General features: G+C 60.3%; 13 protein-coding genes. 3 read left to right on the top strand and 10 right to left on the bottom strand.

Annotated features, from left to right (window positions below):
• Position 1: 1 nt before the first annotated feature.
• From L6R21_12925 to L6R21_12885, 9 genes are all read right to left on the bottom strand, one after another.
• Positions 2 to 799 carry an SdiA-regulated domain-containing protein gene (locus L6R21_12925; GenBank protein ID MCK6560091.1) on the bottom strand — a complete coding sequence of 266 codons (798 nt, stop codon included), beginning with the start codon at positions 797 to 799 and terminating at the stop codon, positions 2 to 4.
• Between the two features lie 67 nt (positions 800 to 866).
• Positions 867 to 1,379, bottom strand: coding sequence for a lamin tail domain-containing protein (locus L6R21_12920; protein MCK6560090.1), 513 nt, complete (start codon positions 1,377 to 1,379; stop codon positions 867 to 869).
• Between the two features lie 50 nt (positions 1,380 to 1,429).
• Complete coding sequence (locus L6R21_12915; protein ID MCK6560089.1) at positions 1,430 to 2,683, bottom strand: hypothetical protein; 1,254 nt, start codon at positions 2,681 to 2,683, stop codon at positions 1,430 to 1,432.
• 146 nt (positions 2,684 to 2,829) lie between these two features.
• The gene (locus L6R21_12910; protein ID MCK6560088.1) at positions 2,830 to 3,957 is read right to left on the bottom strand and encodes an inorganic phosphate transporter; all 1,128 of its coding nucleotides are present in this window, start codon (positions 3,955 to 3,957) and stop codon (positions 2,830 to 2,832) included.
• 2 nt (positions 3,958 to 3,959) lie between these two features.
• A complete protein-coding gene (locus L6R21_12905) occupies positions 3,960 to 4,604 on the bottom strand; it encodes a DUF47 family protein (protein MCK6560087.1) in 645 nt (214 codons plus the stop codon).
• Positions 4,605 to 4,607: 3 nt separating this feature from the next.
• Complete coding sequence (locus L6R21_12900) at positions 4,608 to 5,324, bottom strand: hypothetical protein (protein MCK6560086.1); 717 nt, start codon at positions 5,322 to 5,324, stop codon at positions 4,608 to 4,610.
• Positions 5,325 to 5,373: 49 nt separating this feature from the next.
• Entirely contained in the window at positions 5,374 to 6,906 is a 1,533-nt protein-coding gene (locus L6R21_12895) for an anion permease (GenBank protein ID MCK6560085.1), read from the bottom strand.
• A complete protein-coding gene (locus L6R21_12890; protein ID MCK6560084.1) occupies positions 6,894 to 7,364 on the bottom strand; it encodes a CYTH domain-containing protein in 471 nt (156 codons plus the stop codon). The genes L6R21_12895 and L6R21_12890 overlap by 13 nt, the downstream gene beginning before the upstream one ends.
• Before the next feature lie 162 nt (positions 7,365 to 7,526).
• Complete coding sequence (locus tag L6R21_12885; GenBank protein MCK6560083.1) at positions 7,527 to 8,108, bottom strand: hypothetical protein; 582 nt, start codon at positions 8,106 to 8,108, stop codon at positions 7,527 to 7,529.
• A 293-nt stretch (positions 8,109 to 8,401) separates the two neighbouring features.
• Between L6R21_12885 and L6R21_12880 the strand changes: the two genes are divergently transcribed.
• From L6R21_12880 to L6R21_12870, 3 genes are read left to right on the top strand one after another with little or no spacing between them, the layout of a single operon-like run.
• On the top strand, positions 8,402 to 9,364 hold the full coding sequence (locus L6R21_12880) for a PhnD/SsuA/transferrin family substrate-binding protein (protein ID MCK6560082.1): 963 nt from the start codon (positions 8,402 to 8,404) through the stop codon (positions 9,362 to 9,364).
• Between the two features lie 34 nt (positions 9,365 to 9,398).
• On the top strand, positions 9,399 to 10,874 hold the full coding sequence (locus L6R21_12875) for an ATP-binding protein (protein ID MCK6560081.1): 1,476 nt from the start codon (positions 9,399 to 9,401) through the stop codon (positions 10,872 to 10,874).
• Complete coding sequence (locus L6R21_12870; protein MCK6560080.1) at positions 10,855 to 12,264, top strand: sigma-54 dependent transcriptional regulator; 1,410 nt, start codon at positions 10,855 to 10,857, stop codon at positions 12,262 to 12,264. The genes L6R21_12875 and L6R21_12870 overlap by 20 nt, the downstream gene beginning before the upstream one ends.
• 466 nt (positions 12,265 to 12,730) lie before the next feature.
• On the opposite strand, the gene L6R21_12865 is transcribed toward L6R21_12870, so the two are convergent.
• A complete protein-coding gene (locus tag L6R21_12865; protein ID MCK6560079.1) occupies positions 12,731 to 13,384 on the bottom strand; it encodes a DUF1295 domain-containing protein in 654 nt (217 codons plus the stop codon).
• Between the last annotated feature and the right edge of the window lie 18 nt (positions 13,385 to 13,402).

Here is a 13,402-nt window from a genome sequence, read left to right as displayed (position 1 = left end):
CTTAGGACGGTCTATGGAAAACGTACAGCTTGGCTTCGGCATCGGAGACGACATACAAGCGGCCGCCAATCAACGCGATGCCCTCGCCCTGCGTTGCCGGGCAATCCCATTCGCCGAGCAGGGCGCCGGCGCGCGAGATCTTGATCACTTTCTTCGACTCATCGCTGACAATCCAGAAGCAATCACTACCGGCGTCGTAGCAGATGTCGGAAATGTCGGAGGTATAGTCCAGCACTTGATGTGCAAGCTCGACGCGGCCCGCGAATTCCAGCAGCATGGTGGGATTCTTTTCGTTGATCACAAAGAGATGGCCGCGATGATCGAGCGTGATGCCCTCCAGCGCGTGTTTCGGATCGCGTCTGACCATGACCGGAAAGGACGACAGCTTGACGCCGTTGGCCAGGAAGGTCGTGACCTGCGAGGCCGTTTCTTCGACGACATAGATGGTATCCGCCCCAGGCGAAAGCGTGATCCCTTCCATGTCCTGCGCCGCTACCGGCAATGCGCTCAGAATCTTGCCGGTGCTGTCAATGGTGAAGATTTCGGAACGCGAATCCGATATCATGTAGAGCGTTTGCGTGCGTGCGGCATAGGCCAGTCCCGAAGGCTCGCCCACGGCAATGGCATGCACCGCGACGAGCTCGAGACTTTTGGTGGCCGGCTTCGTCGCCGGAGCCGCCGGCTCACTGCGCTGGCATGAGCTGAGGAGCAAGGGCACCATGGCCGCCAGCGCAGCGGCCTTGCTGAGGGCGCGCACGAACGCAGAAGTAAAACGCGGCGGGAGAGGGGCGGTGGGCACGTTCTCGTCTCCTTCCAAAACTGTGGGAGAAGCCGGCGCGATCGCCGGCTTCTCCCTGCTCAAACGGTTACGGCTTGTTGGTACTGCCGCGGGTGATGGTGTTGCAGAGTTGCCAGGTGGTGCCGCCGTCCGGCAGCCGGCCGTAAGATTGCGTCACGTCCATGGCGGTGAAGGTCACGGTGTCGATGACATTGCCGGCCGTGTCCTCCAGCCAAACCTGCTCGCCCGCACTGGACAGGCCGAAGTCAGCGGATTCGGAACCATCCGTGACGATGACGTAATAGCCTTTCGCCGTGATCGAAGTGCCGGCGGGAATGGCCTTCTTGGGTTTCACGCCACTTTGCCCGCCGGAATCATAGATCAAATATCCGCTGATGTCGACCGGCGTGGTGCCGGGATTGTAAAGCTCGACCCAGTCCGGATCGGTGGGCACGCCACGGGAATAGACTTCATTGATCACGGCCTTGCCGGGAACCACCACGACTTCCGGGGCCAGGGGCGGCTCCTTGCGTGAGCAGGAAGCAAGCACCAGCGCCGCGCCCAGAAGCACGAGAACATACTTTGCAGTATTGGCTTTCATGTGTTGACCTCATCGAGTATTCGGCTGTGAGAGTTCGAGCTTCTGTCCCGTTACAGCGAGGCCTGGAAGCGCATTTGCACGAAGGAGAATTCATCGTCGCCGTTCATCCGGCCTTTGCTGGTGGCGAACTTGTCCAGCATCGCCCGCGAATAGTTGAGCATGATCTTGAAGTTCATGTTGGGGTACCAGTTCAGGCCGAGCATCAACTGGTCGCTCTGGCCGCCTTTAATGCCGGCCGCTTCGTCATTGAGGTCGAGCTTGCTGAAGCGCGCGGCAAGCTCCAATGCGCCCCAATCGCGTTTCGGCTTGTCCACCGGGCCGAATTCGCCTTCGTCGACATAATACACGCGCGATTCGCCGGTCAGCATGAAGCTCACCGTGCCGTAGCCGCCGGCAAATTTGGCGATCGGCTTGCCGTACCACCGGTGCACCTTCGTGGCGATGAACTCGCCCTGGAAGTAGAACGGGCCTTTGACGCCGCCCAGCTCACCACCGAAGCGATCATAGTAGTTCACATCGCGAATGTCGCCGGTGTGCAGCGGCTTGGGATCGAAGACATAAGTCTCGGTGCGGGCATTGATCTCGATGGTGTTGGCCGGGAGATCGGAGACCGCGTCCGGCGTTTTGGAGGCCGCGGCAAAGCCGAGATGCAGCGTACTGCCCTTTTTGTTGATCGGCGCCACCGTGAGCCGGCCATTGACCGAATAACCTTCGTCTTGCGTGCCTTTGTCGATCTTGGTGCCCAGCTCATGCCCGAACACGCCCAGCGTCAGTTGGCCGTGGTCGGTCCAGTAGCGCGCGGCAAAACCCATGCGCCGGCCGAGCGCGAAAGCATTGGTGGCGCTTGCCCGTTCCATGAAAGTCAGCAACCGCGAGCTGGTGAGGCGCTCCAGGCCGAACGGTTCTTTGAAGTTGCCGACCTGCAGCGCCAGCCCGCGGTTGGGAAAGTTATAGCGCATCCAAATGTCGCGGGCATCGAGTACGGCGTCGCCGAAATCGAGATCGATTTCCGCCTGCCAGTTTTTCCACAGCACGGCTTTGAGCGCCAGCGTGGCGCGGCGCATGATGGTGCCGTTGCTCAGACGATTCTTGTTTTCGAAATAGAGCGCGCCGTCAGCCTGAATGCGCGAATCGAGCCACCACTGAAACTGGCCGTCCTCGGATTCAAAGAACAGCTTGCCGGAACGCGCCTCCGTGCCCAGCGGCACCTTGGGGCCCTCGGCAATGCCTTCACTTTGCGCGAGCACCAGGCCGGGCCCGAGCAGCAACAACAGTCCGCAGAAAATGAGCGCGAACTTTCTCATGATTTACCTCCCTTGCATGTGTGGGGTGATAGAGTACGTTTCCCTTACTGCTGACGAATGAATGACGGTTCTGCGCGGAGCGCAACCGGCGCTGTCATGAGCCATTGCCTGAACGCGCCGGCAAACGGAGCCGCGCTCCCGGCGCATCACGGCGCGAAGAACGGGCCGGATAATCCTGCCGGCGCCGCGGCGGTCGCAACGAGCGGAGCTGCAGCCGGCTGCGCCGCGATGACGCGCTGCTCGAAAACATTCTGCACGAAGAACAACGAGATGAAAGTCATGAGCAAGGCCGCCAGCGGCGCAATCACCCAGCCGGCGGCGATCTTGCCGAGCACGCGCAGATTCACCGGGCGGCCCTGCTTGGCCATGCCGACGCCCACCACCGCGCCGATCACCGCCTGCGTGCTCGACAACGGCACCAATGGAATCGTGGGCAGATGCAGCCGGAGCAGCAGAGCCTCCAGCGTTTGCGAGGAAAACAGAAAAAGCACGATCGACTCGGCCAGCACTACCACCAGGCCGGAGAGCGGCGTGATGCGGTAGAGATCGCTGCCCACCGTGACCATCACCTGCTGGCCGTAGGTGTAGATGCCGATCGCAATCGCGAGTCCGCCAATCAGGAACAACTGCTGCGTTCCACTGAAGGTGAGGCCATGGCCCAACGTGACATCGTGAAAGGGCGAGGCCGGCACAAACAGCCCCATCACATTGGCGATGTTGTTCGCGCCCAGCGCAAAGGAGGCAAGCGCGCCCACGATCAGCAAACCGGCGCGCGTGTAGGCATCGATTTCCAGCAGGTGGATGCGCGCGCGTTTGAGCGTGCGTTCCAGCAGCAGGAACAATACGAAGGCAAAGAACGCGGCCAGCAGCGGGCTGGTGACCCAGGTGCTGACGATCTTGACGATGGCGTTGGTGTCGGTCGGTGATCCGGTAAACAAGTTCCAGCCAATGATGCCGCCGACGATGGCCTGGGAGGTGGAGACCGGCAGCTTGAGATACGTCATCCACGCCACGGCCACGCCCACGGCGAGCGCCACGGTGAAACTCCCGGCCAGGGCATTGACGGCGCCGAGCTGGTTGATGGTCTGCGTCGTTCCCGCGCCGCCAAACACGGCGCCCAGCGTCACGAAAATGCCGGCCACAATCGCGGCCACACGGTAGCGCACCATCTTCGACATCACCGCGGTGCCGAAGACATTGGCCGCGTGGTTGGCGCCCAGCGACCAGCCGAGAAAGATGCCGCTGCTGATGAAAAACAGAGTGGTGGCGCTCATTGCTATTCGTACTTCTTGATCGCGGCAATCGCCAGCCGGTCACAGACGTCATCGGCCTGCTCCGCGATGCGCTCGACGTGGTAACTGAAGTAGCGTACGTGAATCTTGCGGCTGAGCGCCATGCGCCGCCGGAAGATGGTGCGTTTGATGGTCTCGGCCATGCGGTTGGTTTCCCGGCGGTAGAGCTGGACCTTGTTGATGTGGTCGCGCACCGCCGCGAGATTGCGGAAATAAGCGCGAATGCCGCCGACCGTGTGCTCGCTGCAATTGATGGCGTAATCCACCAGGTCCAGGAACTGCTGGTGCACCTCGGTGGGCAGGCTGGGAATCTCCACGGAAAACTCCAGCAAGGTGTCGGTGATGATGTTCAACACCTTGTCGGCACTTTCCAGCAGGCCGAGCACATCGCCGCGCGATTCGGGAATCAGCGTGCGCAGATAGAGCTGGCTTTCGATGTTGCGCCGCAGCGTGTCAGCCTTGTTCTCCATCTCGCGCAGCAGCGCCAGATGCGTTTCGAACTCCTCGCTGCGGCCTTCGAGATAGAAGCGCACGCCCTCTTTGAACACCAGCCCGCCCTGCACGATCTGATCGAGATACTCGTCGATTTGCAGCTCAACCAGCTTGGTGTTTTTGAACAGGAGTGCCATGGCTTATGCCTTGCTGCGGCCGGGAAACACGAGATCGCGAAACAGAAGCAGATAAATGCCGGCGATCAACACCAGCACCGCGATGAACAGGGGCGATTTGCGTCCGGATTTCGTCTGGAAGGCCAGCGCCACGACCTCGCCCTGCAGCACCGTCGAGTCGGTCAAGGTCACGCGGTGGCGGCCGGCGATCATCCCGAGCTTGTAGGGCGACGTGCCGGCATTGGCCGGACGGGCGGGCGTGCTCGACTGGATGGTGTTGACGACGAAATGCTCGGGCAGAATGATTGCCACGGTGAAGCGCTCGAGCGGCGCCGGAGACGTGTGTACCATGCGATAGGACAGATCGTAGTTGCCGAAATCCTGCTTGGCCGGCCCGCCCAGCGGCGTCGCCTGCTGCAAGGCGAAGGCATAGCGCAGCGTGTCCTGCGCCGTGACGCTCTCCGCCAGCGTGAGCATGAGCTGGCGCCGGCCGTGGCTGAGGCGTTCCGTCGCGCTGCCGATCTTCCCGCCGTGCACAATTGTATCCGGCCAGGCGGTGAAGGCATAGGGCAGAATAAGCGTGTCGCCGGCCGCGGCGGTTGCGTTGAACTGCACGCTGACCTGGGCGCTGCCGTCGGCCGCCAACGAGAGCGTCTCCGTCATCCGCAAGACCCGCCCCGCGGCCAGAGCCGCCGGTGCTGCGGCGAGCAGCAGGCCGAGAATGATGAGATTGACACGCATGCGATTCCTGCCGAAATGAAATGAACCCGGCGGCCACGCGCCGGCAACGCTAGGGCGTGATGCCGAGCACGCGAAACCAGGTGAAGCCGGCGATGATCAGCAGGCCCAGGCCGATGGTGGCCACGATCACGCCATAGCGAATGTTCTCCAACACCGAGTATTGGCCGGTGGTGAAGAGAATGACGTTGGGCTTGGCGCTGATCGGCAGGCCGATCACCCAATCGATGGTGAAAGCCGCGGGCAGGGCGAGCGCCAGCGGACTGAAACCCAGCTCGCGCGCCAGCGAGATGATGAAGGGAATCAGAATGATCGTGCGCATGGTCTTGCTGGTGAACACCAGATGCGAATAGAGCATGAGCGCAATGACGATGACGTAGACCTGCCAGAAGCTGATGTCATGGCTGAAATTCAAGCGCGTGAAGATTTGGGAAATCACCCATTGCGCCGCGCCGGTATCGTTGAGCGCCAGGCCGCCGGCATAGGCGCCCGCGCTGAACAGCATCAGATGCCAGGGAATGTCGGCTTCGTTCCATTTGAGAATGCCGATGCGGGGCAGCAGGGCAATGATGCCGCCCACCAAGGCCGCCATCACCGGATCGATCTCGAAGCCGAACAGGCTGCGATGAAACCGGTCGGTGACCCACAACAGGACGACGGCGCCGAAAATCAGTGCGCCCTTTTTCTCCAGCGCGGTGATGTGTCCCATCTTGTCCAACTGGCGCTTCAGTGCGTCGATGCCGCCGGCGATGTGGGGCGTGGCGCATTCCGGTTTCAACCGCAGGATGAGCTTGGGGCCGAGATACCAGGTGACCAGCAACAGCACAATCACCAGCGGCAGATTGGCGAACATCCAGTCGCTGTAGTAGACCTTGGTGCCGCCGAGATTGTAGATGAAGGCGATGGCGATGATGTTGGCGGTGCTGCCGGTGAGGAAGCCGGAGGAGGCGACGTTGATGCCGATGAGATTCTGCAGCAGCAGATTCTTGCCGAAACTGTTGGGCTTTTCGCTGGTGGAGCCGTAGATCGCGGCCACGATGAGCATGATGGGGAGGGTGATCACGGTGCGCGCCGCGGTGGCGGGAATCAAGGGTGCCAGCGAGAGCTGCAAAATCACGAAGGCCAGCAGCATCGGCATGCCGCGGTGCCCGAAACGGACGATCAGGTTGAGCGCGATGCGTTTGGCAAGCTGCGTTTTCACCAGCAACGAGCTGAGCACGAACGCCATCACATTCAACCAAATGACATCGTAGCCCAGCGAGCCCAGCACGCTGCTCATGTCCCAGCCGTTGAGAAACACCAGAAACACCATGAGCACCAGCGAGGTGACGTGGGTGGGGATCGCTTCCGAAATCCACAGCACCAGCGCCAGCGCGAAGCTGGCGAGCACGGCCTGGCCCGCGGCGGTCAGGCCGGCGGGCGTGGGCATGAAGTAGAGCAGGCCGAAAATCAAAAATCCCACCGGCACGCTGACATATTTCAGCCACTGCTCCACCGGCGTGGCTTGCTTCTGCGGGATGACGGACAGCTTGTGCTTCTCGAGGTCGAGAATGTCGTCCAGCGTCTCAGTCGTTACGGCTGCCATTTCGTGTAGGGGTGTTTAATCAAATTGGCATTGAAATAGCGCGGGTCGCCGGAGACTTCTTCACCGATCCAGGCCGGCAGCTCGATCTTTTGCTGGGCATCCTGCAGCTCCACTTCCGCCACGACGAGTCCGTTGTTCTCGCCGAAGAACTCGTCGATCTCCCAGGTCAATCCCGCGTGCGCCACTTTGTAGCGGTTTTTTTCGATCAACGGCCGCTCACACAAATCGTCGAGCAGGGCGTTGGCGTCGGCCACGGGGATTTCGTATTCGAACTCGCTGCGCGTGACGCCGACGGTCAGCCCCTTGATGGTGAGATAGCCTTTATCGCCCACGGTGCGCACGCGCACCGTGCGTTCTTTCACGGTGGAGAGATAGCCCTGGCGGTAGGCCACCCCCTCGGCCAGGCGCTTCCACTCGAGACCTTTGACCAGGAATTTTCTTTCGACTTCTTTGGCCATGTTCACGCTCCGATTCAGGTTGGGGAGATGCTCAGCGCAACCTCGGTCAGGCGCGCCAATGTTCGTTGCACGATCGCCGCTTGCGCCCGCCGGCCTCGTCTCCACGCCGGACCACAGGCGCGGGCAACGAGGCCGGTTTGGGCACGGCGGCGCTCCTTTCCCTCAGGGCATCGCGGCAAAGCGCTTGAGCGCTTTCAGATAGTTGGTGTTTTCCAAACCTGCGAGACTCAACATGCGCACGGTGTCATACACCAACGCCGCATCTTCATGCTCCACCGCAATGGTGCGGATCGGCTGATTGTCGAATTTCAAGTTGGCAATCTCGACGATGCAGTTGTTGATGGTGTAGCCGTGCCGTTCTTTGTACACGTGCACCATCGCGAGCAGCGGATGGCGTTTCACCAGGACGTCCAAGAATTCATCGTAGGAATACTCGCGCAGGTCCGCCTCCGGGATTTCGATCTTCCAGGCTTTAAGCGTTTGCTGCAGTTGTTCGGGTTGAATGGGGAAGCCCGCCTTCATCAAGGGATACCATTGTTCAAGCTGGTTTTCGTTCACCTGAACCAGATACTTGATGTCCATGAGGCCGTCGCGGATCTTGGTGTTGTCCATGCTGCGCGCCGACAGAATGTACACCTCTGAACTCTCCCGCACTTTGGCGGGATAGGTTTTGATTTTTTCCTCGGCGACGCCGAAAGCGTGGCCGAACGTCCGCCATTCCCAGCGGGCAATGATCTTTTCCATTCCCGGTCTCCGTGACTGTTATCGTGGTCAAATGGGCGTGCTGTCGCGCCGGCGTTGCCGCAGGCTCCAGCGTGAGGAGCCGATAGGCGTGAATAAAGCGTCAAATTACAATCCCCATGCCACCGGCTGGAAACGGCCGCCCCATGTTTTCACTTGACATTTAGGGGTGGGTGTTGCAGGTTGGGGGCAGTCGCTGACGAAATATCGTCATATTGACGAAGATTCGACATCATCTGTGACGATAATGCAACAAGGGACAGCGACGGTTATTGGACGCACATGACCGACGAACCATGACCCGATTGAACCCGCGGCCAAATCTACGCTGGCGGCGCGCGCCGTTGTTGCTGCCTGCCGGATTGCTTGCCATCGCCGCGCTCACCGCGCTCTTCTACCTGATCGTGATGGATTTCGCAAGGGAGTTCCCGCCCGCGCAGGCCAACACGGTCGATTCCCTCGCTCTCAAAAAACCGGTGGTGCACATCGGCGTCATCTCGCGCTACCGGCCGCGCATTCTCTATCGCGGTTATCAGCCGATCATGGACTATCTCACCGCCAACACGCCCTACCGTTTCGAACTTCTGCTCAGCCAGGATTACAACGAGGCCCTGCAGCATTTGATCACGCGCCGCGCCTCCGCGGTTTTTCTCGGCTCCTATCTCTATGTGAAGGCGCACGCCAAATACGGCGTCATCCCGGTGCTCAAGCCGCTCAATGAAAACTTCGCGCCGGTTTCCCGTTCCGTGCTCATCGCCCATCCGCAAGCGGCCATCGTTTCTCTGCCCGACTTGCGCGGCAAGAAACTCGCGCTGCCCGCGCGCGAATCGTTTTCCTCGCATTGGCTGCTCGATTACGAACTCGCGCGGCATGGCCTGTCCTCTCGTGATCTCGCCCAGGTACACAATTTCCCCCATCATCACACCGTGATCGCACAAGTGCTGAATGGCAACTTCGATGCCGGGGTGACGCGCGAATATCTGGTGAAGGACCTGATCGGCCACGGCGTGCATGCCGTGCTTTATTCCGATCCCATTCCCAGCTCGCCGATTGCCGTGGCCGCCGATTACGACCGCGAGCTGATTGCCGCCATGAAAACCGCGCTGTTGGCGGTCAATCAGGAGGAGCACCGTCGCAAGGGAACGACGCGCAACTGGGATGGCGAATTCGTCAACGGATTTGTGGAAGCTTCGGATGCCGATTATGCCGCGGTGGCCGCCATTGTCGCCGCCGATACCACCCGCCTGGAATCACGATGAAGCCCGATCGCGCCCACGCCCTCCGGAGGCCCGCATGAGCGACACTTTTCCCTTGCAAGCCACGCTGCGCATGCGCATTCTGCTGGTGACCGGCGGCGTGCTGCTGGCGCTGTTGTTGATCATATCGCAGGTGTTGCTGTTTCAGTGGCGCGAGATCATCATCGCCAGGCAATACGATTCCGCGGTCGCGGTTGCGCGAACGTTCGCGGTGGCGGTGATCGATGCCTTGATCGAAGAGGAGCAATTCGGCGGCAGCCGGGAAGGCGTGCTGCAGACCTACCTGGATGACTTCATGCGCTCGCTCGACAATGTGAAATACGTGGTGGTGCGCGATCTCCAGGATCAGACGCTCGCCCTCAGTCCCGCGCAATCCGCCGGCGCCATTCCCGCTGCCGCGCCTGCTGCGGGCCGGCCGCCGGCCGCCGGCCGCCTTTTTCGCGATCCCCATTTTGCCTGGGTGATCGAATCCCGGCTGCCGTTGCACATTGCGGGCAAAGTCTGGGGCACCGCGGCCATCGGCTTTGACGCCGCGCCCATCCGCAAGCAGGTACGGTTGCTGTTCGTGCTGCTGTTCGTCACCACCATGATCGTCTCCTGCGCCACGCTCGTGGTCTTGCACTTTCTCGCCAGCCGGTTGACCGCCTCGCTCAGCCGGCTGGTCAAGGAAATCGACAGCGTGGAGTTTGCCGGCGGCCCCGCCAGTCCCTCCTCCGGCACGGTGGATGACATCGCCTTTCTGTTCGATCGCTTCGACTTGATGAAACAGCGCATCGAGCAATCCCTGGCGCAAATCGAGAGTGCGCAGCGCCAGGTTTATCAGGCAGAGAAACTGGCTTCCATCGGCCGTCTCGCTTCCGGCGTCGCGCATCAAGTGAATAATCCGCTGCACGGCATTCGCTCGTGCCTTTATGCCATTCGGCGGGAACCCGAAAACACGGCGCAGACGCAGCAGTATTTGGCCTTGATTGAAGAGGAGATCAGCAACATCGAAACCGTGGTGCAGAAGCTGCTGGGCTTTGCGCGGCAGCGCGCTTCCTCGGTGAGCCGCCTCGACATCGCCGCCGCCACCCGCAAAGTGGTGAGCCTGTTCGATCTTCGCCTGAAAGAAAAAAAGCTGCGCGTCACCCTCGATCTGCCGGCGGACCTGCCGCTGGTTGCGATCGATCACCAGCTCTTTCAGGAAGTGGTGATGAATTTGTTGCTGAACAGCTATGACGCCGTGGGTCCGGGCGGCGAAATCACGATCACTGCCGGCCGCCAGGACGGCGGTGTGTTTCTGACGGTGAAGGACAACGGCATCGGCATTCGCGCGGAAGACCTGCCGAGCATTTTCGATCCGTTCTTCACCACCAAAGAGATCGGCACCGGCACCGGCTTGGGCCTGGCCGTGTGCCAGAGCATCGTGGAACGGCACGGCGGCCGCATCAGCGTGCAGAGCGCGGCCGGCCAGGGCGCGGCCTTCACGATTACCCTGCGCGTGGATGAAGACCATGAAAGTTCTGATCATTGAAGACGAGAAAATCTCCCGCACCACGCTGGCCAGCATCATCCGCAAGGAAGGATTCGAGGTGGCGGCGGCGAGCACGGCCGAGGAAGGCTTGGAGCTGTTTGCCAAAGCCGGCCACGAAGTAGTGATCACCGATCTCCGCCTGCCCAAAGCCGGCGGCCTGGAGGTGCTGAGTGCGGTGCTCGCCGGCGCGCCGAATTGCAAGGTCATCCTCATCACCGCCTACGCCACCGTCGATACCGCGATCACCGCGTTGAAACTCGGCGCCTACGATTATCTCACCAAGCCCTTCTCGCCCGAAAAGCTGCTGTCGATGTTGCGCAACATTCAGCGCCTGACGGAGGTGGAAGGTGAAAACCAGCAGCTCAAGACCCGTTTGCGTGTGTTGGAAGAACGGCGCTTGATCGGCAGTTCACCGGCGATGCAGCACCTGGCGGCGCAGGTGAAGTTGGTGGCGCAAACCGACTCCACCATTCTCATCGAAGGCGAGAGCGGCACGGGCAAGGAACTGGTCGCGCGCGCGGTGCATCAAGCCAGCCCGCGGCGCAAGCATCCCTTCGTCGTGGTCAGCAGCGGCGGCATCCCCGAGACCCTGCTGGAGAGCGAGTTGTTCGGTCACGAGAAGGGCGCGTTCACCGGCGCGATCCGGCGGCACTACGGCTATTTCGAGCGCGGCCATCAAGGCACGGTGTTCATCGATGACATCGATGATCTCTCGCTGCACATGCAGGTGAAACTGCTGCGCGTGCTGCAGGAACGTGAGATTACGCGCGTCGGCGGGTCGGAGAGTTTGAGCGTCGACGTGCGGGTGATCGCCGCCACCAAAGTGGATTTGCGCAAGCGGGTGGAAGACAAGCTGTTTCGCGAAGATTTGTTCTATCGCTTGAACATTCTGTCGCTGCGGCTGCCGCCGTTGCGCGATCGGAAAGAGGATATTCCGCTTTTGATCGAGCATTTGCTGCGCAAGCACGGTGCCGCGCAGCAGAGCGGTTTGATCACCGCGGAGATTCTTGCCGCCTGCGGCGCCCATAGCTGGCCCGGCAACGTGCGCGAGCTGGAGAACTGCGTCGAGCGGCTGGTGGCTTTGTCGCGCGCCGGCCCAGTGGCGGCTGCGGCTCTGGGCTTGCCCGTGGCCGTGCCGCCGGCAGTGAGCCGCGAACAGGCGCTGGAGAGTTATCCGGCTTTCGATGAGTTCATGCAATTGCGGGAGAAGGAAATCATCGGGTGGGCGCTGAAGAAAAGCGGGAACAACATCAGCGAGGCAGCGCGGCTGTTGCAGATTCCGCGCACGACCCTGACCAGCAAAATGTCGCGGCTGTTTCCGGCGCTGGCGCAAACCGAGGCGGAGGACAAGACCAGCGATGGTAATTTCAAAGCGAAATCGTTGCCGTGACCGGAGAAAAATGCCAATCGCGGGAAACCGCCCAACTGCTCCCGGGCTTTTCCATCAATTGGGTTGTTGCCAGCCGGCGGCATTTTCGTTTGAGTTGCGGTTTATCCGCGCTGGGAATCTTTTGGAGTTCTATTCCGAGTTTCAAACGCCAGAATTTATGCGAGATTTCAGACAAGCTGAAACCTGAAACCCGCGGGCAGCAATAAGTCCGATTCGTACTCTGTTGCTTCGCACGATGTATCCGCCACCACTGTCATCCAGGTGTCATCCATCTGTCATCCAGTAAGGATCTTGTGAATATTTAGGCACACGCCCGCGCCATTCACACAAAAAGCTCACCGCCAAGACGCGAAGAACGTGGAGAAAGATTCTCTTGATTTTGAGACTTTGCGTTCTCCGCGTCTCTGCGGTTCATATACTTACTTTGTGGTCCATAATCTTATTCTAACTTTGCACGCCCTATGGCCTAATTTGACTTTCGCGTTGGCGTTTGCTCAAACCGCCGGAATCTCGAGGCGAGAAATTTGAACGGGAAAAGCATGGAGACCTGCGTTTGATAGCGGCGATAGTCGTCACCAAATTCGAGAACGAGCTTACGTTCTTCCAGCACCGTGCCGACGATCAGGTAAAGGGTGAGGATGATATTTCCAATCAGCGTGGAGAGATTTAAATCGCCCGTCCATAACAGCAGGATGGCGCCCAGATACCAGGGATGTCGTGTGAGGCGAAGAATGCCGGTGGTGTGCAGCCCGCCGGCCGCCGTGAGTGTGCCGTGGGAAGCGCCCGTCCGGATTTGGCGCAGACCGAGGAATTGCAGCAGGTCATAATGCCGCGCGCCGGCGAGGAACAGCCAGATTCCCATGGCGAACAGCAAAAACTGCAAAACGATCATGAATCCTTCCCAGCGGAAGATGACGGGAGAGCGCAATGAACGCCCGTAAAGAATGACGGGGATGATCGTCACGATCGCGGTCAAATTGAAAAACAAACGATAGAAGCGAAATTTTCCCCCCAACCGGCGCTTGAGATTGTCAGTGACGGTTACCCAAATCATGCCGCTGTGAATCGCACACCAGAGGATCCACCAACCTGCCAGCGCCGCATATTCCATTTTCATCATGATTCAGCTTGAATGCAA

This window comes from bacterium (assembly GCA_023150945.1).
Classification (GTDB): domain Bacteria; phylum Zhuqueibacterota; class Zhuqueibacteria; order Zhuqueibacterales; family Zhuqueibacteraceae; genus Coneutiohabitans.
Note: the sequence above shows the minus strand (reverse complement) of the source record. Positions and strands in the feature narration are given on the sequence as shown.

Excerpts from the sequence above, each read along its gene's own strand:
- L6R21_12915 (MCK6560089.1), bottom strand. The coding sequence starts at position 2,683 with ATGAGAAAGTTCGCGCTCATTTTCTGCGGACTGTTGTTGCTGCTCGGG.
- L6R21_12895 (MCK6560085.1), bottom strand. The coding sequence starts at position 6,906 with ATGGCAGCCGTAACGACTGAGACGCTGGACGACATTCTCGACCTCGAG.
- L6R21_12865 (MCK6560079.1), bottom strand. The coding sequence starts at position 13,384 with ATGATGAAAATGGAATATGCGGCGCTGGCAGGTTGGTGGATCCTCTGG.
- L6R21_12920 (MCK6560090.1), bottom strand. The coding sequence starts at position 1,379 with ATGAAAGCCAATACTGCAAAGTATGTTCTCGTGCTTCTGGGCGCGGCG.
- L6R21_12905 (MCK6560087.1), bottom strand. The coding sequence starts at position 4,604 with ATGGCACTCCTGTTCAAAAACACCAAGCTGGTTGAGCTGCAAATCGAC.
- L6R21_12900 (MCK6560086.1), bottom strand. The coding sequence starts at position 5,324 with ATGCGTGTCAATCTCATCATTCTCGGCCTGCTGCTCGCCGCAGCACCG.
- L6R21_12880 (MCK6560082.1), top strand. The coding sequence starts at position 8,402 with ATGACCCGATTGAACCCGCGGCCAAATCTACGCTGGCGGCGCGCGCCG.
- L6R21_12910 (MCK6560088.1), bottom strand. The coding sequence starts at position 3,957 with ATGAGCGCCACCACTCTGTTTTTCATCAGCAGCGGCATCTTTCTCGGC.
- L6R21_12870 (MCK6560080.1), top strand. The coding sequence starts at position 10,855 with ATGAAAGTTCTGATCATTGAAGACGAGAAAATCTCCCGCACCACGCTG.
- L6R21_12875 (MCK6560081.1), top strand. The coding sequence starts at position 9,399 with ATGAGCGACACTTTTCCCTTGCAAGCCACGCTGCGCATGCGCATTCTG.
- L6R21_12890 (MCK6560084.1), bottom strand. The coding sequence starts at position 7,364 with ATGGCCAAAGAAGTCGAAAGAAAATTCCTGGTCAAAGGTCTCGAGTGG.
- L6R21_12885 (MCK6560083.1), bottom strand. The coding sequence starts at position 8,108 with ATGGAAAAGATCATTGCCCGCTGGGAATGGCGGACGTTCGGCCACGCT.